Source organism: Pilimelia anulata (genome assembly GCF_014647895.1).
Taxonomy (GTDB): domain Bacteria; phylum Actinomycetota; class Actinomycetes; order Mycobacteriales; family Micromonosporaceae; genus Pilimelia; species Pilimelia anulata.
In genome coordinates this window covers 138,318-160,751 of the sequence record NZ_BMQB01000003.1, presented here as the reverse complement: position 1 = coordinate 160,751, position 22,434 = coordinate 138,318, and the positions used below count along the sequence as shown (strand labels likewise).

The 22,434-nt window shown below is 76.8% G+C and carries 15 protein-coding genes and 2 pseudogenes; 10 read left to right on the top strand and 7 right to left on the bottom strand.

From position 1 onward, the window contains the following. The first annotated feature begins 38 nt into the window (after positions 1 to 38). Entirely contained in the window at positions 39 to 1,484 is a 1,446-nt protein-coding gene (locus IEY94_RS08365; protein WP_189169519.1) for a glycosyltransferase family 87 protein, read from the top strand. 143 nt (positions 1,485 to 1,627) lie between these two features. Here the strand turns inward: IEY94_RS08365 and IEY94_RS08360 are convergent, their stop codons facing one another. Together IEY94_RS08360 and IEY94_RS08355 are read right to left on the bottom strand one after the other, a co-directional pair. Then, positions 1,628 to 4,195: a hypothetical protein gene (locus IEY94_RS08360; RefSeq protein ID WP_189169518.1), complete on the bottom strand. Its 2,568-nt coding sequence runs from the start codon at positions 4,193 to 4,195 to the stop codon at positions 1,628 to 1,630. Further along, a complete protein-coding gene (locus tag IEY94_RS08355) occupies positions 4,195 to 4,971 on the bottom strand; it encodes a deoxyribonuclease IV (protein WP_189169517.1) in 777 nt (258 codons plus the stop codon). Before IEY94_RS08355 ends, IEY94_RS08360 begins: the two co-directional genes overlap by 1 nt. Positions 4,972 to 5,108: 137 nt before the next feature. On the opposite strand from IEY94_RS08355, the gene IEY94_RS08350 reads away from it, so the two are divergent. The 5 genes from IEY94_RS08350 to rplI all read left to right on the top strand — a co-directional run bounded on the left by IEY94_RS08350 (position 5,109) and on the right by rplI (position 7,733). Beyond that, positions 5,109 to 5,861, top strand: a complete 753-nt coding sequence (locus IEY94_RS08350) for a hypothetical protein (protein ID WP_189169516.1) — start codon at positions 5,109 to 5,111, stop codon at positions 5,859 to 5,861. Positions 5,862 to 6,121: 260 nt separating this feature from the next. Next, on the top strand, positions 6,122 to 6,412 hold the full coding sequence (gene rpsF, locus IEY94_RS08345; RefSeq protein WP_189169515.1) for a 30S ribosomal protein S6: 291 nt from the start codon (positions 6,122 to 6,124) through the stop codon (positions 6,410 to 6,412). An 81-nt stretch (positions 6,413 to 6,493) separates the two neighbouring features. Further along, entirely contained in the window at positions 6,494 to 7,012 is a 519-nt protein-coding gene (locus tag IEY94_RS08340) for a single-stranded DNA-binding protein (protein WP_189169514.1), read from the top strand. 20 nt (positions 7,013 to 7,032) lie between these two features. Next, positions 7,033 to 7,272 carry a 30S ribosomal protein S18 gene (rpsR, locus tag IEY94_RS08335; RefSeq protein WP_189169513.1) on the top strand — a complete coding sequence of 80 codons (240 nt, stop codon included), beginning with the start codon at positions 7,033 to 7,035 and terminating at the stop codon, positions 7,270 to 7,272. A 14-nt stretch (positions 7,273 to 7,286) separates the two neighbouring features. Then, positions 7,287 to 7,733: a 50S ribosomal protein L9 gene (gene rplI, locus IEY94_RS08330; protein ID WP_189169512.1), complete on the top strand. Its 447-nt coding sequence runs from the start codon at positions 7,287 to 7,289 to the stop codon at positions 7,731 to 7,733. 81 nt (positions 7,734 to 7,814) lie between these two features. Here the strand turns inward: rplI and IEY94_RS08325 are convergent, their stop codons facing one another. Then, entirely contained in the window at positions 7,815 to 11,276 is a 3,462-nt protein-coding gene (locus IEY94_RS08325) for a hypothetical protein (RefSeq protein ID WP_189169511.1), read from the bottom strand. 2,189 nt (positions 11,277 to 13,465) lie between these two features. Here IEY94_RS08325 and dnaB point away from each other — a divergent pair. Next, a complete protein-coding gene (gene dnaB / locus IEY94_RS08320) occupies positions 13,466 to 14,887 on the top strand; it encodes a replicative DNA helicase (RefSeq protein WP_189169510.1) in 1,422 nt (473 codons plus the stop codon). A 114-nt stretch (positions 14,888 to 15,001) separates the two neighbouring features. Here the strand turns inward: dnaB and IEY94_RS08315 are convergent, their stop codons facing one another. Genes IEY94_RS08315 through IEY94_RS08300 form a run of 4 tightly spaced genes read right to left on the bottom strand, consistent with a single transcriptional unit; the run spans position 15,002 to position 19,438 of the window. Beyond that, complete coding sequence (locus IEY94_RS08315) at positions 15,002 to 15,352, bottom strand: fluoride efflux transporter FluC (protein ID WP_229783440.1); 351 nt, start codon at positions 15,350 to 15,352, stop codon at positions 15,002 to 15,004. Continuing rightward, on the bottom strand, positions 15,349 to 15,723 hold the full coding sequence (locus IEY94_RS08310; protein ID WP_189169509.1) for a fluoride efflux transporter FluC: 375 nt from the start codon (positions 15,721 to 15,723) through the stop codon (positions 15,349 to 15,351). The genes IEY94_RS08315 and IEY94_RS08310 overlap by 4 nt, the downstream gene beginning before the upstream one ends. Continuing rightward, a complete protein-coding gene (locus tag IEY94_RS08305; protein WP_189169508.1) occupies positions 15,720 to 17,060 on the bottom strand; it encodes a glycosyltransferase 87 family protein in 1,341 nt (446 codons plus the stop codon). Before IEY94_RS08305 ends, IEY94_RS08310 begins: the two co-directional genes overlap by 4 nt. After that, entirely contained in the window at positions 17,057 to 19,438 is a 2,382-nt protein-coding gene (locus IEY94_RS08300; RefSeq protein WP_229783439.1) for a putative bifunctional diguanylate cyclase/phosphodiesterase, read from the bottom strand. The genes IEY94_RS08305 and IEY94_RS08300 overlap by 4 nt, the downstream gene beginning before the upstream one ends. A 665-nt stretch (positions 19,439 to 20,103) precedes the next feature. Between IEY94_RS08300 and moaC the strand changes: the two genes are divergently transcribed. The 3 genes and pseudogenes from moaC to IEY94_RS23385 form a co-directional block, all read left to right on the top strand. Beyond that, complete coding sequence (gene moaC, locus IEY94_RS08295; RefSeq protein WP_268244830.1) at positions 20,104 to 20,565, top strand: cyclic pyranopterin monophosphate synthase MoaC; 462 nt, start codon at positions 20,104 to 20,106, stop codon at positions 20,563 to 20,565. A gap of 83 nt (positions 20,566 to 20,648) precedes the next feature. Then, positions 20,649 to 21,107: pseudogene (locus IEY94_RS23390) on the top strand (MogA/MoaB family molybdenum cofactor biosynthesis protein); the annotation flags it as partial. Between the two features lie 135 nt (positions 21,108 to 21,242). Next, a pseudogene (locus IEY94_RS23385) lies at positions 21,243 to 22,424 on the top strand (molybdopterin molybdotransferase MoeA); the annotation flags it as partial. Positions 22,425 to 22,434: the final 10 nt, after the last annotated feature.

Sequence of the window (22,434 nt, the reverse complement as noted above, 5' to 3'; positions counted from 1 at the left end):
GGCCCGTCGCCGCGGCGGCGGTCGGGCAGGATGGTGGCATGAACCTGCGGCGTGCGGTGGTCGACCTGCCCGGTCGGTCGGACGGATTCGTCCGCGGGCTGAGCGAGGCGATCGGCGGGCCGCCCGGCAGCCACACCGCGGGCGCCGACAGCCCCGGCGGGCCGTGGCGCGGTCGCTTCTGGACGGCGTCGCGGGTGGTCCTGGCGCTCGCCTGCCTGACGCTGGTGCTGCACTGGGTGCAGAAGTCGCCGTGCATGGACGGTGCGTGGACGGACAACATCCAGTACAAGCGGTACTGCTACACCGACGTCCTCGCGCTGTACTTCGCCGAGGGGCTGGACCAGGGCAGGATCCCGTACGTCGATCACCCCGTCGAGTACCCGGTGCTGACCGGGGCGTTCATGGGCCTGCTCGGGCTGCCCATCCACCGGCTCGGCGCTGGCGACCCGGCGATCAACCAGGGCATGTGGTTCTACCAGGCGAACGCGCTGGTGCTCGGCGTGCTGGCCGTCGCCGCGGTCGGGATGCTGCTCGCGCTGCGCCGCCGCCGGCCGTGGGACGCGGCGCTGTTCGCCCTCGCCCCGGCCATGTTCATCAGCGCGACCGTCAACTGGGACCTGCTGTCGATCTTCTTCGCCGTCGGCGGGCTGCTCGCCTGGGCGCGGTCCCGGCCGGTCCTCGCCGGCGTGCTCCTCGGGCTCGGTACGGCGGCGAAGCTCTGGCCCGGCTTCCTGCTGGTCGCCATCGCCCTGCTGGCGCTGCGCGCCCGGCGGCTCGGCCCGGCCGCGGCCGCGGGGGCGGCGGCGGTGCTGACCTGGCTCGCCGTGAACCTGCCGGTGATGTGGCAGCACTACGACAACTGGTCCCGGTTCCTCACGCTCAACCGGGAGCGGGCGGTGGACTGGGGCACGCTCTGGTACATCGGGGACCACTTCCCGCGCGGCGGCGGCAAGTACGGGCTGGCGCTGTTCCAGGACCTCGCCCGGGACATCCCGCGGCTGAACCTGGTGACGTACGTGCTGATCGCGCTCGCCTGGCTGGCGATCGGGCTGCTGGTGCTGCGCGCGCCGGAGCCGCCGCGGCTCGGGCAGGTGGCGTTCCTCGTCGTCGCGGCGTTCCTGATCTTCAACAAGGTGTGGTCGCAGCAGTTCGTGCTCTGGCTGGTGCCGCTGGTCGTGCTCGCTCGGCCGCGGTGGTGGGCGTTCCTCGCCTGGCAGGCGGCGGAGTTGTGTTACTTCGCGGCCTTCTACGGGGAGTTGATGGGGGCCGGGGGGAAGCAGGTTTTCCCGGAGGGTGTTTTCGTGCTGGCTTCGGTGCTGCGGTTCGGGACCGTGGTGCTGTTGTGCGGGTTGATCGTTCGGGATGTGTTGCGGCCGGCGGGGGACGTGGTGCGGGGTACGTACGGCGGTGATCCCGATGCCGGGCCGCTGGCGCCGCGGCCGGTGCCGGAGGTGTCGTCGCCGCCGGTTCCTGTGCCTGCTTGACCGGTCGCCTCCAGCGGCTCTCGGCCTGTCCGATCCCGCCCGCCGCCGAACGGGATCACCCTCGACCGCCCCCTCCCGCTGGATCGGCGGCGTACGGTGCTCGCGGGTTCGGGGCTCGGGCGCTCGTGTTCTGTTCTCTGTGTTCAGTTCAGGCGGAAGGTTGTGGCGCCGGGGGTGTCGGTGCGCTGGACCGAGTAGTCGAGGTTGGGGTTCGTCAGGAGGTTGGCCCAGGGGGTGCCGGGGAGGCGGTCGGGGAGGACCACGACGGAGCGGACGCCCAGGCTGCGGAGGTTCGCGACGCTGGCGGCGTCGGGGAAGCCGGCCACCGCCTCGCGGGTGCGGGCCAGCGACTCCGGGGTGAAGCCGCTGTTGCCGTTGACCAGGCGGGGGAAGCCGTCGGTCGACCAGAGCAGGGCCAGGCTGTCCGTGGTGAAGTCGCTGGGGAGGACCAGGACCGGCGACGGGGCGTCGCGCAGCGCGGCCGGCGGGCGCGGGACGCGCGGGTGGGCGACGGTGTTCAGGCACTCGACCGCGAGGACCAGGACCGGCAGGACCGTGGCGAAGCGCAGCAGGGTGCGCAGGCCGAAGCGCAGGGCCGTGGGGTGCATCCGGGCGGCGCGGCCGAGGACGGCGCTGATGCCGCCGGCGGCCAGGATCGCCAGGAACAGGGTCGTCCACAGGATCAGGCGGCCGGGGGCGCGCAGGCCGTCCCAGCCGGGGAGCCAGCGCAGCAGCGGCAGGTACGTGTACCGGCCGTCGAGGAACTGGGTGCCCAGGGCGAGCACGGCGGTGACCACCGCGCCGGCCAGCAGGAGCAGGCGCTGGCGGACGGTCCAGACCGAGTACAGCAGGCCGGTCGCCGCCAGCGCGTACAGCGTGAAGCCCGGCAGCAGGGTCATCTCCGGCGCCCAGCCGAGGTCGGCGCGCAGCGGCGCGTGCGCCGGGCCCCAGAGCAGGGACTCGCCGGGCGCGATGAGCAGCGAGCGGGCCGGCGGGGAGTAGAGGTCGATCAGGTCGGCGGTGCGGCGGGCGTACGGGTGGGCGGCGGCGACCAGGAAGTACGGGATCGCCATCCCGACGCCGACGCCGGCGAAGACCAGGCCGCCGACGCCGTCGGCGAGCAGCAGGCGCCAGCCCCACGGGTGCCGGGGCGCGCGCCGGATCCGGGCCACCAGCCAGCACAGCGCGGTCACGAGGACGGCGAGCAGCATCAGGTACCCGAACGGCAGGCCCACGCCGAACCCCAGGCTGAGCTGCCACGCCGCGACCATCCAGCCGGCCAGCGCCCAGCCGGGCCGGCGGACCCGGAACCGGTGCCCGCGGCGCAGCGCCCAGCCGTGGCCGCGGGCGAGCATCGCCAGCGCGAGCACGATCCCGCCGGTGGAGACGACCTGGAGGTGGCCGGCCTGGGCCAGCCGCCACGGCGCGAACGCGAACGCCAGCCCGGCGATCGCGCCGCCGGCCCGGCCGGCGCCGAGCTGCCGGACGAGGGCGTACGCGCCGAACAGGGCCAGCGCGTGCGCCAGCACGAAGACGATGTTGTACCGCAGGACCGCGGCGGCCGGGCCCTCGCCGAGCAGGCCGAACGGGGCGTAGCCCAGCAGGGTGTCGGAGAAGGCGTAGCTGAGCCGCTCCGGGAAGAAGCCGTTGCCGTTCCAGAGCCCGCCCGGGTCGGTGGTGAGCGCGTGGCCGGACCAGGCGAGCTGCCACGCCTGGAGGGCGGGGTCGACGGTGTCCTGCGGCAGCGTACGGGTGGGGTGGCGCAGGGTCGGCCAGGTCAGGGCGGCGGCGGTCGCGACGCTGACCAGGGCGGCGACCGTCCACTCGTGCCGGACGACGCGGGCGGCGGCGCGGCCGAACCGGCGCAGGCGGCCGGGCGGGCGCGCGGCGGGCGGGGCGAAGGCGGCGAACGGGTCGGACTCGGTACCGGTCCCGGCGTCCGCGGCCCCGGCGTCCTTGCTCGCGGGGTCCGCGGTTGTGGTGTCCGCGGTTGTGGTGTCTGCGGTTGCGGTGCGCGTGGTGCCGGTTGCGGTGCTCGCGGCCGGGCCGTCGCGCTTCGCGTCGGACCCCTCCGGGGCGCCGGACCGCGAACCGGGATCGGGCGCGGACCCGGAGTCGGACGCCAGCGGCGGGGCCGCTGCGGAGTCCGCGCCCGCGGCCGGATCGGCACCAGCAGCGGAATCCCCGGTGCTGGTGGCGGGGTCGCCGTCGGTGCCCGTGCCCGTGCCCGTGCCCGTGCCTGCGGTGGCGGTGGCGGTGGCGTGGCTGCTGTCGGTGGATGCGGTGTCGGCGGGGGTGGGCTCCGGGTCGGCCGTCGTGGCCGGCGTGGGCTCGGTGTTCTCGGCCGCGGTTGCCGGTTCGGCGCTCGCGGCGCGGGCGTCGCGCGGGGGCGCTGCTGATGCGGCCGCGGCGGTCGGATCGCTCGCGCCGGGGCCGGTCGCCGCGGGGTCGGCAGTCGTGGCGGGGCCGGCCGGCGGGTCGGGGTCGGCGGCGGGTGGTGCGTCGGCGTCGTCGCGAGGGGTCGCGGCGCCGACCGGTGCGGCCGGCGGGTCGGCGGCCGGGGGCGGTTCGGGGCGGCGGGCGTCCGGGCGGCGGCGGTCGCGGCGCCACCAGCGCCGGCGGCGCGCCGGCCCGCCGGCCGGCTCCGCGCCGGTCGGCTCCTGCCCGCCGGGCGGGCGCTCCGGGTCCCTGGCCGCGGTGGTCGAGGACATCACCCGCCCAGCTTGTCACGCAGGTAGGCGATGTCGCTGGCCTGCCCGGCCGTGCCGCCCGGGGTTTCGACGATCGCCGGGGCGTCGGCGGCCCGGACGACGGCGACGAGCAGGTCCGGGTCGATCACGCCGCCGGTGAGGTTGTCGTGCCGGTCGCGGCCGGAGTCGAACGGGTCCTTGGAGTTGTTGACGTGCACCAGGTCGATCCGGCCGGTGATCGAGCGCACCCGGTCGACGACGCCGAGCAGCTCCTCGCCGCCGGCGTGGGCGTGGCAGGTGTCCAGGCAGAAGCCGGCGCCGTACTCGCCGACGGCGTCCCACAGGCGCTTGAGCGCGTCGAGGCGGCGGGCGCAGGCATTGTCGCCGCCGGCGGTGTTCTCGATCAGGATCGGCAGGCCGAACCCGCCCTCGTCGGCGGCGTACGCGAAGGTCTTCCGCCAGTTGTCGAAGCCCACGTCGGGGTCGGCGCCGGCCGGGACGTGGCCGCCGTGCACGATGAGCCCGGCGGCGCCGACGGCGGTGGCGGCCCGGGCGTGCGCCAGCAGCAGCTTGCGGCTGGGGATGCGGATGCGGTTGTTCGTCGTGGCGACGTTGAGCACGTACGGTGCGTGGATGTAGACCGCGGTCTCGGCCGCGGCCAGCTCGGCCGCGTCGGCGCGCGGCTTCGGGGCCGTCCAGCCCTGCGGGTCGGCGAGGAAGAACTGGACCGCGTCGGCGCCGCGGGCCGCGGCCTCGGCGAGTGGGGTGCTGCGGTCGACGTGGGCTCCGATACGCATGCGGGGCAGCCTACGACGCCCCACCGACACATCCCGGCCGGGCGGGTCGGTGGCGCCGGCCACCCGGACGTCACCCGACCGATGGGCGTGTCGTTGCATCGGGTGGTGACGCACGCTTCGCCGACCTGGGGGTAGTGATGGCAGTTTCGGTTCGCGGCCGGGTGCTCGCGACCGCGGGGGCGGTCGCCGCGCTGGTCGGCCCGGCCGTGCCCGCGTCGGCGCGGCCGGAGCAGCGGGTGCGGGAGGTCGTGTTCGACGGCGGCGGGCTGCTGGGGCTGCGCTGCGCGTCCACCCCGGACCAGGACACGATCACGGTGACCGCCGAGACCCAGCTCCGGGTGCGCAACGAGACCGGGCACCGGGCCACCCTGCTGATGGACGGCGAGCCGCGCGGCGAGATCGGCGAGGGCACGGTCGCCGAGGTGCTGTTCCACCGCGGGCCGGTCGAGGTGGCGCTGAAGCCGCACTGCGTGGTGACCCGGCAGGAGCCGCTGCGGGTACAGGTGGTGGGCCAGCCGGTCGAGCCCGGCGAGCCGACGCCGAGCCCGCTGCCCGGTACGCCGTCGCCGCAGCCCACGGCCAGCGCCGGCGCGCCGACGCCGAGCCCGACGGTGGCGCCGCTGCTGCGGCCGCCGGCCGGGACGCCGAACCCGCTGGTCGGCCTCGGCCCGGGCGGGACCGCCGGGTCGGTGGACGTGCCGGTGGTGGACGAGGCGCTGGCCGCCGACGGCAACCCGGCGGCGGAGCCGATGGCCGCGGTGGACCCGGTGGTGGACCGCGGGCCCGTCACCCTTCTGGGGTTGATCGCGCTCATCTGCATCGGCGGAGTTTCCATTGGGGCAATACGTGCTATTCTCGCACAGCGGTCGATTCGGGCTATTCGCGTCTAAATCACCGCCTGTTCTCCGCGGGGTACCGTCGCTTCACACTCGTCGGTGTGGTCGTTCCTCCCCAGGTCCCACCCTAGGAATGCGGAACGGCGGTCCCCGCGGTCCGTGCCCGGCCGCGCCCCGCCCCCGCGCGGCCCGCGGCCGCCCACGACCGGTATCCTGACCGGGCTCGCCGCCCGACCCTGTGCGGCCGGCGGGCGACGCCGGACCTCCTGCCGCGGAACGACCGCGGCCATCAGCCCATGGGAGGTGAGTACGTCTTGCGTCATTACGAGATCATGATCATCCTCGATCCGAGTCTGGAGGAGCGCACCGTCGCTCCGTCACTGGACACGTACCTCAACGTCATCCGCACCGCGGGTGGCTCGGTCGAGAAGCTCGACATCTGGGGCCGTCGCCGCCTGTCCTTCGAGATCACGAAGAAGGCCGAGGGCATCTACGCGGTGGTCGACCTGCAGGCGACCCCGGAAGCGGTCGCCGAGCTGGACCGCCAGCTCCGGCTCAACGAGTCGGTCCTGCGTACCAAGGTGATCCGGCCGGACGTTCGCTGACGCGACGTACGGCTCCCACTCGCACTGTCGCACGCGGCGTGTAAGCCTGGTGCGGCAGACGCGGCGACTGAGGAGTTGGCAATGGCAGGAGACACCACCATCACCGTCGTCGGGAACCTGACCGACGACCCCGAGCTGCGCTTCACCCCGTCGGGTGCGGCCGTGGCCAAGTTCCGGGTCGCCTCGACGCCCCGGTTCCTGGACAAGGCCTCCGGCGAGTGGAAGGACGGCGAGCCGCTGTTCCTGGCCTGCAACATCTGGCGCCAGGCCGCGGAGAACGTCGCCGAGTCCCTCCAGCGCGGCTCGCGGGTCATCGTGACCGGCCGACTGCGACAGCGCTCGTACGAGACCCGCGAGGGCGAGAAGCGCACGGTCATCGAGCTGGAGGTCGACGAGATCGGCCCGTCGCTGCGGTACGCCACGGCGAAGGTGCAGAAGATGTCGCGCTCCGGCGGCGGTGGCTTCGGTGCCTCCGGCGGCGGCCAGGGCGGCGGCGGCAGCAACAACGCCGACGACCCGTGGGCCAACGCCGCGCCGGCCGGCCGCAGCTCCGGCGGCGACTCCCGGGGTGGGAACTTCGACGAAGAGCCACCTTTCTAGAGACTTCACGAGGTACGGATATGCCGAAGAACGCGCCACTGCGCAAGCCCAAGAAGAAGGTGAACCCGCTCGACAAGGAGGGGATCACCTACATCGACTACAAGGACACCGCGCTGCTGCGCAAGTTCATCTCCGACCGGGGCAAGATCCGCGCCCGCCGGGTCACCGGGGTGACCTCCCAGCAGCAGCGGCAGATCGCCCGCGCGGTCAAGAACGCCCGCGAGATGGCGCTCCTGCCGTACACGGCCACGGCCCGCTGAGAGGAGGACCGAGCATGAAGATCATTCTGACGCAGGAGGTCTCCGGCCTCGGCTCGCCCGGCGACATCGTCGAGGTCAAGAACGGGTACGGCCGCAACTACCTGCTCCCGCAGGGGTACGCGATCGGCTGGACCAAGGGCGCTGAGAAGCAGGTCACCTCGATCAAGCGGGCCCGCGAGGCCCGCGAGATCCGGGACCTGGGCGAGGCGAGCACGGTCAAGGAGCAACTGGAGGGCCTGAAGGTCACCCTGCGCGCCCGGGCCGGCGACGGCGGCCGGCTGTTCGGCTCGATCACGGCCAGCGAGGTCGCCGACGCGGTCAAGGCCGCCGGCGGCCCGGCGCTGGACCGGCGCCGGATGACCGTCTCGCCGATCAAGGCGATCGGCCGCCACACGGTCGCGGTGCGGCTGCACCCCGAGGTCGTGGCGGACATCAACGTCGACGTCGTCAAGTCCAAGTAGGGCGACGGTACGGCCGGAAGCGGCGCGTCGGGCTAAGGCCCGGCGCGCCGCTTCCGTATGGCGGGGGTGCTCGCGGGGCGGTCAGCCGAGGGGCTGGCCGGTGATCACCGAGACCGCGACCGTGGCCAGGCCGCCGCCGACGACCGCGGCCGCGAAGCCCACCGTGGACGCCTTCCACGTCGAGCTGAGCCGCCGCAGCGCCACGGCCACGGCCAGGCTCAGCACGAGGATCGCGCCCCCCTTCGGCAGCTCGGTCAGCAGCGAGGCCAGCGCGGCGCCGCGCTGGGAGTCGCACGGCAGGCCGTCGACGCAGTTCGCGGACGCCTCGCCGTTCAGCGTGAGACTCCACAGGACGAGCACCACCAGCGGTACCGCGAACCACAGCGCGGTGTACGCCATCGCCTGCTTGTAGCCGTTGTCCCGCTTCGGCGGCTCCTCGGCCTCCACCCGGCGGATCCGGCTCTGGGTGCCGGTCGTCGAGCCGGCCGAGCCGCCGCGGTACGACGCGACCCCGGTCGCCGGCCCGGCCGGCGGTGCCGCGGCCTGCCGGTACGCCGCCGGCTGCGCCGCGATGGCCCGCCCGCCCAGCGAGTCGCTGACCGGCTGGTCGAGCAGGTTGTTCGAGGAGTCGTCGGTCAGCACCGGGCGGCGCCGCGCCGCGCCCCGGTAGCCGGCCGGGTCGGGGCGGCGGGACTCGGCGGTCTCCGGCCGGCGGCCGGGCGGGCGGCGGTCGCCGTCGCGGCGGGGCTCGGCGGGGTCGGGGCGGCGGGCGGCCGGGGCGCGGCGGGGTTCGCCGTCGTCCGGCCGTCCGGCCGGGCGGCCGCGGCCGTCGGTGGCGGAGCGGTAGCCGCCGGCGGCGGTCGGCTCGGAGAAGTCGTCGTAGGGCGCGTCGTCGTCGCGGTCCGCGGGGCGGCGGTCGCGGCGCTGGTCCGGGCGGCCGCCGTCCGGCTGGCGGTCGTCCGGGCGGCGGGGGGCCTCCAGGGCGGCGCGGGGGCGGGTACCGGACCGGGGCGGCGGCGCGGCGGCGCGGCGGCGCGGGACGTCGTCCGGCTGCGCCGAGCCGGCCGGGCCGCGGCGGGGCTCGCCGCCGTTGCGGGGGCGCGGGGCGGGGTAGGGGTCGTCGTCGCGGTCGCCGCGGGGGGCGTAGCGGGTGTCGGCGTCGGCGGGGCGGCGCGGTTCGGGGTACCGGGCGTCGTCGCGGGAGCGGCGGGGGCGGTCCGCCGCGGAACGGTCGCCGTCCCGGGCGTCGCGGTCCGGCCGTTCGCCGCGGCGGGGGGCCTCGGGGCGGTCGCTGTCGCCGCGGTCGTACCGGGGGCGGCCGCGTGCGTCGGCGGGGTCGGGTCCGTCGTCGGGGCGGCGCGGGTCGGGCTCGCGGAAGCGGTCGGCCCGGCGGGCGCGGTCGGCTCGACCGCCGCGGTCGGCGGGGCGGTCGTAGGCCGGGTCGTCGTCGTAGCCGGGATCGTCGTCGTAGCCGGCTCGGGCGGGGTTCTCGCGGTCGTCGCGGGTGGCGCGGCCGGAGGGCGGCCGCGCGGTGCCGTAGCGGTCGCGGTCGAGCGGCCGGCGCTCGCCGCGGGGTCCTTCGCGGTCGGGTCCTTCGCGGTCGGTCGCGTCGCGGTCGGCTCGCTCGTCGGCGTAGCGGTCGCGGTCGGCGCTGCCGTAGGCGGGCTCGTCGCGGTCGGTGCGGTCGCCGTCGGCTCGGACCCGGTCGGCCCGATCGCGATCGGCCCGGTCGCGGGTGCGGTCGGTCGCGCGCTCGTCCGGGTAGCTGTCCCGGCCGGCGGCGCGGTCGCGGCGGGCCGGATAGCGGTCGTCGCGGTCGGCGTACCGGCCGGGCTCGGGGCCGTCGTCGCGGTCGGCGTACCGGGTCGGCTCGGCGTAGCGGGCGTCGTCGGGGGCGCGGCCCGCGCCGGTGCGGCGGGGCTGGCCGGCGTCGGTGTCGCCGGGGCGGCCGCGGCGGAGCACGCCGCGGGTGTCGTCCAGCCGGTCGTCGGCGCGCGGGCCCCGCGACGCGGCGGGGGCGTCGTCGTACTCGTCCTCGCCGTACGCCGGGCGGCGGCCCGCGGGCGGCCCGGTGCGGCGGGCGTCCGGCTCGTCGTCGGCGCGCGCCGCGGCCCGGCGGTCGGCGCGGCGGCGGCGCGGGGCGTCCCCGCCGGCCGGTCGGGCGTACTCGTCGGGCTCCGCGGGCCGGTCGTCGCGGGCGAAGCCGTCGTCGTCCGGGCCCTCGGTCGGGCGGCGGCGGGAGCGGGTGGGGCGCTCGGCGTCGGGGTCGCCGGGCGCGGTGCGGCCGCCCCGCGGGTCGTCGGCGGCGCGGCGGTCCTCGGCTGCCCCGCGGGGCGGGCGGCTGGTCTCGGGCTCGACGTACGCCCGCCGGCCGGCGGGGTCGCCGCCGTACCCGTCGGTCCCGCGGCGGCGCGGGTAGCGGTCCTCCGCCGGGTCGTCGGCCTCGAACCGGCCCGGGGTGCCGCGGCGGTCGTCGGACCGGCCCGACCCGCCGTCGTACGGGTCGTCGGCGTCGAACCGGCCGGCCGCGGCGTCGTAGCGGTCGTCGGACGGGCGCCGGTACGCGCTGTCCGGGTCGGCCGAGCGGCGCGGGCGGTAGCGGTCGACGTCCTCGTCGCGAGCCGGGTACCGGTCGGCGTCGGCGGCGTACCGGGTGCCGTCGGCGGGGCGGGCGTCGTCCGCGGGGTACCGGGCCCCGGCGCCCGACAGGCCGGCCGGTGCGTCGTAGCGGTCGTCCGCGGCGTCCCGGCGGTCGTCGTGGGGTGCGGCTCCGCCGGTCCGGCGGCGCCCGGCGCCCGGCGGCGCGGCGGGCCCGCGGTCGGCGGCGCCGCTGCCGGGGGCGTAGTCGGCGTCGTACGCGCGCGCGTAACGGTCTGCCGTGGGCGGCGGGGGTGCCGCCGGGCCCGGGCCGGCGGGTCCGGCGCCCGCGGGTCCGGGGACCGCGGGCCCGCTCCGGCCGGGCGCTGCGGGGTCGGGTGCGGCGGGCCCGTTCGGGGCGGGGTAGGCGGCGGGGGCCGGGTCGGCGGGGGCGTAGCCGCTGCCCGCGGCGTAGCCGGCCGAGCGGCCGACCGCGTACCGCGGCGGGTCCGGGTCGGCGCGGCGGCGGCCCGCGCGGGTCCGGTCGGCGTCGCGCGGCCCGGCCGGGTCCGGCGCGGCACCGGCGGGTGCGGCCGGGCCGCCGGCGGGCGGCGGACCGCCGGGGACCGGGCGGGTGTCGACGCGCGTGTGGTCCGCGGCGCGGGTGTCGGGGTAGCGGCGCGCGTCGGCGCCGCCCGGGGCGGCGCCGGGGCCGGTGTTGTCGCGGGGGCGGCCCGCGTCGCCGTACGGCTCGCGGGCGCGCGGTACCGGGCCGTCGCGGTACCCGGCCGGCGGCTGGGTGGCGGCGGGCCACTGTGGTCCGCCGGGGTGCGGCGGGGCGCCGGGGTCGGCGCGGGCCTCGTCGTCGGCGGCGTACCGGCGACGGGGCGGCGGATAGCCCGCGCCCGGCCGGCGCTCGACGTCCGACCCGGTACCGGCCGCGGCGAAGCCCCCTGCCCCGGCCACGCCCCGCTCGGTCGAGCCGAAGCCGGTCGAGCCACCGCCGGTCGAGCCGAAGCCGGCCGAACCACTGCCGGTCGAGCCACTGCCGGTCGAGCCGAAGCCGGCCGACCCGGGGCCGGTCGAACCAGGTGCGGTCGAACCGGGGGCAGTCGAGCCGCGGCCGGCGGAGCCGGCCGCGTAGCTGTTGGGGTCGGCCGCGTAGCCGGAGCCGGCCGCGTGGTTGCCGGGCCCGGGCGGGTAGGCGCTCGACCCACCCGCATAGCCACTCGACCCGGCCGCGCCACCGCCGGACCCGCCCGCGTATCCGCCACCGCCCGCCGCGCCGGCGTAGCCGCTCGACCCGCCCGCGTAACCGCCTGACCCGGGTACATAGCCGCCCGCACCGGACGCATCGCCGCCCGATCCGGTCGGGTAGTCGCGCGATCCGCGCGAATCGGGTCGGGCAGGGTCGTTCGGGCCGGGGGTGCGCGCGGTGAAGCCGGGAGCGCGGTCGCTCGGTGCGGGCCGGACGTACCCCTTGGGCCGGTACCCGTTGGGGCCGAAGCCGTTGGGTGCGGAGCCGTTCGGGTCGTACTCCGGCCGCTCGGGACCCGCGGTGCCGTAGCCGGCGTACCCGGACGACGAGCCGTCCGACGCGGCGCGGTCCGGTGTGGAGTATCCCCGGGGCGTCGCGGGGCCGCCGGGCGGAGTGGGGTCGGCGCCGTGCGGCGCCGGGTAACCCGCGGTGGCGCCTCGACCGCGGGGAGTGCCGTCGTCGGCAGTCGGCCGCCGGCCGGCCGCGCCGGGGTCGCGCGACGCCGGATAACCGTCACCGGCGGCCGCCTGGCCGCCCGCGCCGGAAGCTGCATAGCCGCCCGCGCCGGCACCCGAGTAGCCGTCCGCGCCATTGCCCGAGTAGCCGCCGGCACCGGCGCCCGGGGAGCCAGCGCCCGAGTAGCGCCCGGAACCGCCGTAGCCGCCCGCCGGATCCCCGGCGCGGCCGCTGGCGCCGTAGCCGCCCGACGCGCCGGCACCCGGCCGGCCGCCGGCCGCGGACCGGCCAGCGGCGTCGGACCCGGTCCGACCCGGGGGCGTCGCCCCGCCGGACATGGCGTCGTAGCCGCCGCCCTGCCGGTAGCCCGGTGCCCCGCCGGCCGGGCGGTCCCGCGGCGGTTCGCCTGCCGCGTACCCCGGGCCGTCGGCGGGGTACCCCTGCCGCGGGCCGTACTCGTTGCCGGGGGCTCCGGACCCGTCCGCCCGGCGCGGCCGGTACCCCGGCGCCGGGCGATCGTCGTAGCCGCCCGCGGCGTCGACCGGCCCCGCCGGTCGCCAGCCGGGCTCCGTGCCCGCCGGGGGTTGGCTGTCCCGCCACGCGTTGCCCGCGGCCCAGTTCGGCCCGGCGTCGTACCCGCCGGTGCGGCCGGCCGGCGGCAGGATCTCGCCGACGTACGCCGTGTCCTCTTCGTCGCTGGCCCGGTGCCGTCCGGAATCGGACTCGGACCAGCCGTTCGCGCCCACGCCGGCGGCAGCGCCCAGCGACGCGCGGTCCGCCCCTTCGAGCCACCCGTCCGCGGGGTACCGGGCCGTCCGCGCGCGTGGGCCCTCCTCCCGATCTCGGTGGTAGCTCACCTGGCGATGGTTTCCTCTCCACCACGGGTTAGCAATGGGCTGGTCAGGCAGGGACCGCTGACCGACGCCGGGCCGCTCGACAGTGGGCGGAGCGACGCCGTCCGGCCGGGTGGGTGGTACGGGCCGCTCGGCTGACATGGCCGCTGTTATACCCATGGCGGCCGCTGTTGTACCGAGCGTAGCCAGCGGTTGTGCTGATTCGTCGATGGCCGGGTGTGGGAAGCGTAGCCGGCCGACCGGTACGGGCGGAAGGGGACGTGAGCGTCATGACCCCCACGATGGGGACCCGCCGGGGGCCGACTTTCTTTCATCCACAGGCTGTGTATTTCTGAACCACAGGTCAGCGGCTATATGGGCGGATCATTCATGTTTCTGTCCACAGGTTGTGCACAGGGTTATCCACAGGATCCGAGCGGTTATCCACAGGTTGTCCCCGGGCCTGTCCACCGGTCGACTGGCCGTCGGGGGTGACCCTTCCCTATCGTTTGCGGACGGCCTCCGCACGCCGGCGCGGCACCACCCCCCGGCCGCGTCCCCGGCCCCGCCGAGCACGCCGCACCACGCATTTCAGCGAGGGGGAACCAGTGTCGATCGACGACGGCGTGCGACCCGACCAGCGGTCGGGCGACGACGCCGCGCCCCCGCCCGTACCGGAGCGGCGGGCCCCGTCCGGCGGCGGCGGATATGACCGGACCCCGCCCCAGGACATTGCCGCGGAGCAGTGCGTCCTCGGCGGCATGCTGCTGTCCAAGGACGCCATCGCCGACGTCGTCGAGATCCTCAAGCCGAACGACTTCTACCGGCCGCACCACGCCACGATCTTCGACGCGGTGCTGGACCTGTACGGCCGCGGCGAACCCGCCGACGCGATCACCGTGGCGGCCGCGCTCGCCGACTCCGGCGCCCTGGCCCGGATCGGCGGGGCGCCGTACCTGCACACGCTCATCGCCGCCGTGCCCACGGCCGCCAACGCCGCCTACTACGCCCGGATCGTCGGCGAGCGGGCGATCCTGCGCCGGCTGGTCGAGGCCGGTACGAAGATCGTCCAGCTCGGGTACGGCTCGGCCGGCGGCGGCCGCGACGTCGACGACGCGGTCGACCTGGCCCAGCAGGCGGTGTACGACGTCACCGAGCGGCGGGTCAGCGAGGACTTCGCGGTGCTCGCCGACATGCTCCAACCGACGCTGGACGAGATCGAGGCGGTCGGCGCGGCCGGCGGCGTGATGACCGGCGTACCGACGGGCTTCTCCGACCTGGACCGCCTGCTCAACGGCCTGCACTCCGGCCAGCTCATCATCGTGGCCGGGCGGCCCGGCCTGGGCAAGTCGACCGCGGCGATGGACTTCGCCCGGTCGGCCTCGCTCAAGCACAACCTGGCGAGCTGCATCTTCTCGCTGGAAATGAGCAAGGTCGAGATCGTCATGCGGCTGCTCTCGGCGGAGGCCCGGGTCGGCCTGCACACGCTGCGCTCGGGGCAGCTCTCCGACGACGACTGGACCAAGCTCGCCCGGCGGATGGGCGAGATCAGCGAGGCGCCGCTGTTCGTGGACGACACCCCGAACATGAACCTGATGGAGATCCGGGCCAAGGCGCGCCGGCTCAAGCAGCGGCACGACCTGAAGCTGATCGTCGTGGACTACCTCCAGCTCATGTCCTCGCCGAAGCGGGTGGAGTCGCGGCAGCAGGAGGTGTCCGAACTGTCCCGGGGCCTCAAGCTGCTGGCCAAGGAGGTCGAGTGCCCGGTGATCGCGGTGAGCCAGCTCAACCGCGGCCCCGAGCAACGAACGGACAAAAGGCCCCAACTTAGCGATCTACGCGAGTCGGGATCAATCGAGCAGGATGCCGACGTCGTGATCCTGCTGCACCGCGACGACTACTACGACAAGGAGTCGCCGCGGGCCGGCGAGGCCGACTTCATCGTGGCCAAGCACCGTAACGGCCCCACCGACTCGGTGACCGTCGCCGCGCAGCTCCACTTCTCCCGCTTCGTCGACATGGCCCTCTGACCCGCCGGCCGGCGTGCGCCGGAACCAGCGTGCGCCGGAACCAGCGTGCGCCGGAACCAGCGTGCGCCGGAACCAGCGTGCGCCGGCGTGCGCCCGCAGCAGCGTGCGCCGGGTTCAGCCCGCTGCGGCCGCCGCGGCCAGCAGCACCGCCCCGCACCCCAGCCCGAGGTGCGCCGTACCCAGCAGCAGCGCCGCCGCCACCCGCCGCTCCCGCAGTAGCGCGAACAGCTCGTACCCCAGCGTCGACCACGTGCTCAGCGCCCCGCACACGCCGGTCGCCGCGAGCAGCAGCAGCCACCCCGGCAGCCGCGGCCCGGCCGCGGTCAGCGCGCCGAGCCCGGCGGACGCGGCGCCGTTCGCCGCCAGCGTCGCCCACGGCAGCCGGCCGGGCGGCAGCAGGGCGGCGAGCAGGTACCGCAGCACCGCCCCCGCGGCCCCGCCCAGCACCAGCGGCAGGACCGTCACCGCCGCCACCCCGCCGCCGTGTGGCCGCACCACGTGGCGGCGAGGACGAGCGCGACCGTACCGAGCAGGTACGCGACCGCCGGGCCCGGCCGGCCGGCGAGCAGCAGGGCGCGGACGTCGACCGCGTACCCGGAGAAGGTGGTGAAGCCGCCGAGCAGGCCGGTGGCGAGCAGCGGGCGCAGGTACCGGTCCGGGCGGCCGGCGGGGCGGCGCAGCAGCGCGCCGATCGCGAGGCCGCCGAGGACGTTGATCGCCAGGGTCCCGGCGGGGCCGGGCCAGAGCTGGCCGGCGGCGTACCGCAGCAGCGTCCCGGCCGCGCCGCCCAGCGCGACCGCGGCCGTGGTGCGCGCGGTGGGCCGGCGCGCGGTCACGCGGCGCCCCCGACCGGCCCGCCGCGACCCCCGCCACCGACGCCCGCCGGGCGGGCCGCGGGCGCCGGTGCACGCGCCGCCGACGCGGGTGCGCGCAGGGCCGGGGCCCAGGCGGCGAGCGCGGCCGGGTACAGCAGGTAGCCGAATCGGGTCGCCGGCAGCAGCAGCATCGCGGCGAGCAGCCCGGCGGCGCACAGCAGCGCCGCGGCGGCCGCGTCGCGCGGCGGCCGGCGGCACAGCCGGGCGGCGATGGCGGCGCCGGCGGCGGCGAGCGCGGCGAGGGCGAGCAGGCGGCCGTACGGCAGGGCGTGGGCGACGAGGTACCCGGGCAGCGGCGACGCGGCGGGGCTGCGCACGACGCCGTGGCCGAGCGGGAAGCCGACGAGGTTGTCGGCGACGGCGCGCGGGTCGGCCAGCAGGACGGGCAGCAGGCAGGCCAGCGGCAGCCCGACGGACCCGGCGAGGTACCGCCCGAGGGCCGCCCGGCCGCCGCCCGCCGCCGCGCCGCGCGCGCCCGCGGCGGCGGCGACGGCGAGGACGAGGGCGATCGGCCAGGCGAACAGCTTCAGCGCGCCGGCCGCGCCGATCGCCAGCCCGGCCGCGCCGGGCCGCCCGGCGGCGAGCAGCGCGCAGGCGAGCAGGGCGAGGGCGAGGACGGGCAGGTCGTCGCCGCCGGTGGCCAGGGTGAGGGCGCAGATCGGCAGGACGGTGGCGGCCTGGGCGGCGCGGATCCGGGCGCCGGGCGGGCCGGGCGCCAGCCGCAGCGCGGCCGCGAGCGCGGCGAGGGTGGCGAGGGCGAAGGCGAGCCGGGCGTCGGTCCACCAGTGGGTGCCGGCGAGGGCGCGGGGCAGGCCGAAGGCGGTCATGCCGGGCTGGTACGGCAGGTACCCGACCAACTGTTCGGCGGGGGCGCGGGCGGCGATGGCGGCGTCGGTGAGGTACGGCGTGCCGGTGTCCAGCAGGCGGCGGGCGCCGTCCTCGACGACGGCGACCTCCTCCTGGGCGCGGTCGGCGCGGCCGGCGGCGCGCTGCGCCGCCTGGGCGAGCAGCGGGGCGAGGACGGTCGCGGCGGCGGTGGCGGCGGCGAGCGCGGCCCGGGCCCGGCTGCCGGCGAGCGGGTGGGCGGGGTCGCGGGCGCGGAGGGCGAGCTGGGCGGCGACGGCGAGCGCGGCGGCGGCGTAGCCCCAGGCGGCGAGTGCGCCCCAGGCGCGGTGCGGCGGCAGGGTGGAGGTGGCGGCGGTGAGGCCGGCGAAGAGGGCGCCCGCGGTGTACAGCGCGGCGTCCGGGGCGAGCCCACCGCCGGCGGCGTCGAGGCGGCGCCAGCGGTCGGCGGTCACGCCGGCAAGTGTGGCAGACGGGGGTTGCGGCCGGTGGGACGGCGGGCGGTGGGGATGCGGATGACGGCCCCCTCGTCGTGCAGGGGCGAGGCGAGCAGGCCGGGGCGGCCGTGGGTGCCGCGGTGCAGGGCGGCGAGCAGCCGGCTGGCGGCCATCGGGCGGGCGAAGAGGTGGCCCTGGCCGGCGGCGCAGCCGAGTTCCCAGAGGACGCGGCGCTGGGCCTCGGTCTCGACGCCGGTGGCGACGACGGCGACCTTGAGGCTGCGGCCGAGTTCGACGGCCGACCGGACGACGGTGGCGGCCTCGGCGGAGCTGGCCATCCCGCGGACGAACTCCGGCCCGATCTTCAGCTCGTACAGCGGGAGCTGGGACAGCACGGCCAGCGAGGCCGAGCCGTGGCCGACGTCGTCGAGGGTGAGCTTGACGCCGGCGGCGCGGAGCTGGCCGAGGACGTCCTGGACGACGTCCAGCGGGGTCAGGGCGAGGCTCTCGGTGAGTTCGAGGATGAGCCGCTCGGGGGCGATGTCGTGGGTCCGCAGCCGGGTGATCACGGCGGCGGGGAAGCGAGGGTCGAGCAGGCTGCGCGGGGCGATGTTGACGCTGACCGGCAGGTCGAAGCCGGCCTCGCGCCAGTCGGCGGCGGCGAGCAGGGCGAGGTCGAGGACGATGTCCTGGAACTGCGGCAGCAGGCTCGGCCGGTCGACGGCCTCCAGCAGCCCGGCCGGGTCGTCGGCGGGGGTGGGGAAGTCCTTGAGTCGGACCAGCGCCTCGGCGGCGACGACCTGCCCGTCGGCGAGGTCCACGATGGGCTGGAACAGCACCGAGAACTCCTGGTCGGCGACCAGCCCGGGGCGCTCGCCGCCGCGGGTGCGCCGGCCGACCTCGCTGGTGTCGCGGCGGCGGCTGTACACGGCGACGCGGTCGCCGGCGCGCTTGGCCTGGTACATCGCCACGTCGGCGCGGCGCAGCAGCTCGACCATTCCGGAGGTGCCGGTGGCGACGGCGACGCCGCCGCTGGCCTCCATCGCGACCTGCATGCCCTCGATGTCGACGGGGTGGTGCAGGGCGTCCACGATCTGCGCGGCCCGGTTGCTGGCGATGGCCGGCGCGGGGAGCTGGGTGAGCAGGACGGCGAACTCGTCGCCGCCGAGCCGCGCCACGATGTCGCCGGTCCCGGCGGCGGCCCGCAGCCGCTGCGCCGCCGCGATGATCACCTGGTCGCCGGCGGCGTGGCCGAGGGTGTCGTTGACCTCCTTGAAGTGGTCGAGGTCGATCAGCAGCAGGGCCATCACGCCGTGGGTGTGGCGCTGGCCGAGCAGCTTGGCGCCCTGGTCGAGCAGGGCGCGACGGTTGGTGAGGCCGGTCAGCGGGTCGTGCGCCGCCGCGTGCGCGTGCGCGGCGGCGACCCGTTCCAGCTCGGCGTAGGCGGCCGCGTTGCGCAGCGCGGTGCACAGGGCCGAGGCGAACGTACGCAGCGTGTAGCGCTCCCGTTCGGACAGCGTCACCTTGCCCCGGAAGCGCAGGCGCAGCTCCCCGATCTCGGGGCCGTCGTGCGGCCCGCTGAGCGGGACGGCGATGGAGTCGCGCGCCTCGGTCGGCGCGACGGTCTCCGGCGGGCCGTCGTGGTGCACGCCCCGGGAGTCGCCGCGCAGCAGGCGCGTGGTCTCGCCGTCGCGGTAGGCGATCTCCACCTCGTCGGCGGAGAAGAGTTCGGCGGCCCGGATGACCCCGAGGGTGAGGACGGCGTCGAGGTCGACGTCGTTGAGCCCCTCGGTGGTCGTGGCCAGTTGCTGCCACGCCTCACGTTCGGCGCGGCTGCGCAGCCGGCTCGCGGACCACAGGTGCAGACTCAGGACCAGTCCCGGTACGGCGACCAGCAGCGACGGCGTCATCAGGACGAGGACGACGGTGCCGATCGCCAGGACGGTCTGCGCCGCGACGAGCATCAGGCGGATGTCGAGCTTGTCGGTGAAGCGTTGGATGATCGGGGTGCGGCTGGCGAGCGCGACCACGGGTACGACCAGGAGGTCGCCGACCAGTTCCATGGTGACGTACGCGCACAGCAGCGAGCCGATCAGGCGCCACGATTGTGGATCGCCGGCGGAGAAGTGGGTGAGTGCGAGTGCCGCGCTGCCCGCGGCGGCGAGGACGACCTCCTTGGCGATGCTGAACAGGAAGCGCAGTGCGGCGAGGCGGAGTACCGCGCCGTAGACGATCGAACTGACGAAGACGCACAGCACGACCCAGTGCGATTCGATGGTGGCCAGAGCGATGAGGATGCCGAAGCAGTTCCAGCTCGTCGCCTGGTGCGTACCGCCGACGCGGAGGCGCACATAGGCAATGCGGGAAACCGAGATGAGGACGGTGAGCGTCATCATCGTGGCAACGGTCGGCGTGCGGCTGTCGGGCTGAATGGCCCGATGAACCGCCCAGGTCAAAGCTACTATTGCCGAGACTGCAGCGAGCGTGACCAGGCGCCTCAATTGGCGATCGGCCCATGCGTTGCCCGGCTGGTTCACGCAGCTATTCCTGCTTCTTTCGACTGTGTGGTGCCCCATTGTTCGTGCGGCTGGCCCGATTTCCGGGCGGCCGGATTACTGCCAGTCCTGCCCACGCATGGTAACCCTCCTCCATCGACTCCGTCAGTGGTGAAAGCCGTTGTCTTGCGATGGAGAGAACGGTAGAACAGGATTCAATGGTTTGGGTACTATTAAATGTCCATTTGTACATATTCCGATAATGTCGGCATGGTTTGCCACGTATTGTCCACATAAGACCACTGACTGTCCCGGCGACCACGGGACGTGTAGATAGTCCCACCGGCGGCGTGGGTTTGTTCTGATGGAAATTGCGGCGGATGCACCACAACTCGCCAGTAGAGAAATGGTATACACCGAAAAGTATGGATAAATGGTTCAACGGTTTCGCGTACGATGAGCGCATGTCCGCCGCCTCGCCCTCACCCTCCGCCAATGCCCGGTCCCTCGGCGCGGCGCCCGGCGATCCGCCGGCGGCGACCGCGCCCGACCCGGACCCCGCGGGACTGACCCATCTCGACGCCGCCGGGGCCGCGCGGATGGTCGACGTGAGCGCCAAGGCGGTCACCGCCCGCACCGCCGTCGCCACCGGCCGCCTGCACACCACGGCCGCCGTGGTCGACGCGCTCCGCCGGGACGGGCTGCCCAAGGGCGACGCCCTGGCCACGGCCCGGCTGGCCGGGATCATGGGCGCGAAGCGGACGCCGGACCTGATCCCGCTCTGCCACCCCATCGCCCTGCACGCCGTCGCGGTGGAGCTGGCGCCCGGCACGGACACCGTGGAGATCACCGCGACCACCCGGACCGCCGACCGCACCGGCGTGGAGATGGAGGCGCTGACCGCGGTGGCGGTGGCGGGGCTGGCGCTGTTCGACATGATCAAGGCGCTGGACCCGGCGGCGCGGCTGGACGGCGTCCGGGTGCTGCACAAGTCCGGCGGGGCGACGGGCACCCGGAACCACCCGTGACCCCGCACCCCTCCCCACCCGCCGACCCCGCTCCCGCGCCGACGGCGGCGGTGTCGCCAGCCGCCGCCCACCTCGACGAGCGGGTGGTCGGCGGGCGGGCGCGGGTGGTGGTGGCGTCCGACCGGGCCGCCGCCGGCCGGTACGCCGACCGCAGCGGGCCGCTGCTCGCCGACGGCCTGCGCGCCCTCGGGTACGCCGTCGAGGTCGTCGTCGTCCCCGACGGCCCGCCGGTCGCCGCCGCCCTGCGGGACGCGCTCGCCGCCGGCCTGGACCTGGTGTTGACCAGCGGCGGTACCGGAGTCAGCCGCACCGACCGCACCCCCGAGGCCACCGCGCCGCTGCTCGACCGCCCGCTGCCGGGGATCGCGGAGGCGATCCGCGCGCGCGGTGCGCGGTCGGTGCCGACGGCGGCGCTCTCCCGCGGCCTCGCCGGCGTGGCGGGGTCGACGCTGGTCGTCAACGTGGCCGGGTCGCCGGGGGCGGCGCGCGACGCCCTCGCCGTGCTCGGCCCGCTCCTCCCGCACACCCTGGCCCAACTGCGCCCCGCCCCCGCCCCCGCCCCCGCCCCGGCCCCCGTCCCCGCCCCGGCCGCGGCTGCGGACGAGCCGCCGGACGCCGACCCGTCGCCTGCCGCCGAACCGGCCGGGGCGGCGGCCGGGTGCGGGGGTGGCGGGGCGCTGGCGTGGGCGGAGGCCCGCGTCGCCGCGCACGCCGCCGCCCGCCCGCTGCCGCCCGTCGACGTGCCGGTCGGGCGCGCCGCCGGCGGTGCGCTCGCCGCGCCGCTCGCCGCCCGGACCGCGCTGCCGGCGTACGACACGTCCAGCGTGGACGGCTACGCCGTGCGCGGCCCCGGGCCGTGGCGCCCGGTCGGGCGGGTGCTCGCCGGGCAGCGGCCGGAGCCGCTGGTCGCCGACGGTACGGCCGCCGAGGTCGCCACCGGCGCGATGCTGCCGGCCGGCAGCACCGCGGTGATCCGCGTCGAGGAGGTCACCCGGCGCGGCGACCGGATCCACGGCACGCCGCGCCCGGCCGGCGCGCCGGTGCCCGAGTGGCGGCCCGCCGGCGCCGAGGCCGCCGCGGGGGCGGAGCTGCTGCCCGCCGGTACGGTCGTCACCCCGGCCGTCGCCGGGCTGGCCGCGGCGTGCGGGTACGACCGGCTGCCGCTGCGCCGCGCGCCCCGGCTGGCGCTGCGCGTCTTCGGCGACGAGCTGCGGACCGCCGGGCCGGCCGGCGACGGCCGGCTGCGCGACGCGCTCGGCCCGGCGCTGCCGGCGCTGCTGCGCGCGCTCGGCGGCGCGGTCGCCGACCCGCCGCCGCCGATCGCCGACACCCTCGACGCGCACGTCGCGGCGCTGCGCGGGGCGCTGGCCGACGCGGACGTCGTCTGCACCACCGGCGGGACGATGCGCGGCCCGGCCGACCACCTGCACCCGGCGCTGGCGGCGCTGGGGGCGCGGTACGTGGTGGACACCGTCGCCGTCCGGCCGGGGTACCCGATGCTGCTGGCCCGGGTCGGCGACCGGTTCGTGGTCGGGCTGCCGGGGAACCCGCAGTCGGCGGTGATCGCCGCGCTGACGCTGGTCGGGCCGCTGCTGGCGGGGCTCGCGGGGCGGCCGCTGCCGGCGCTCGCGGCGGTGCGCGCGGGGGTGGCGCTGGGCGGGCGCGGAGCGGACACGCACCTGGCGCTGGTCCGGGTCGCGGGGGGCGGGGCGGAGCCGGTGCCGTACGTGGGGTCGGCGATGCTGCGCGGGCTGGCGCTGGCCGACGGGTACGCGGTGATCGCGCCCGGCGGCGGGGCGGCCGCGGGCGACGAGGTGCCCTACCTGCCCCTTCCGCCGGCACCGCCGCCGGAGTACGGCGCGGCCGACC

Excerpts from the sequence above, each read along its gene's own strand:
- rplI (WP_189169512.1), top strand. The coding sequence starts at position 7,287 with ATGAAGATCATTCTGACGCAGGAGGTCTCCGGCCTCGGCTCGCCCGGC.
- rpsR (WP_189169513.1), top strand. The coding sequence starts at position 7,033 with ATGCCGAAGAACGCGCCACTGCGCAAGCCCAAGAAGAAGGTGAACCCG.
- IEY94_RS08340 (WP_189169514.1), top strand. The coding sequence starts at position 6,494 with ATGGCAGGAGACACCACCATCACCGTCGTCGGGAACCTGACCGACGAC.
- IEY94_RS08350 (WP_189169516.1), top strand. The coding sequence starts at position 5,109 with ATGGCAGTTTCGGTTCGCGGCCGGGTGCTCGCGACCGCGGGGGCGGTC.
- IEY94_RS08360 (WP_189169518.1), bottom strand. The coding sequence starts at position 4,195 with ATGTCCTCGACCACCGCGGCCAGGGACCCGGAGCGCCCGCCCGGCGGG.
- IEY94_RS08300 (WP_229783439.1), bottom strand. The coding sequence starts at position 19,438 with ATGATGACGCTCACCGTCCTCATCTCGGTTTCCCGCATTGCCTATGTG.
- IEY94_RS08355 (WP_189169517.1), bottom strand. The coding sequence starts at position 4,971 with ATGCGTATCGGAGCCCACGTCGACCGCAGCACCCCACTCGCCGAGGCC.
- IEY94_RS08365 (WP_189169519.1), top strand. The coding sequence starts at position 39 with ATGAACCTGCGGCGTGCGGTGGTCGACCTGCCCGGTCGGTCGGACGGA.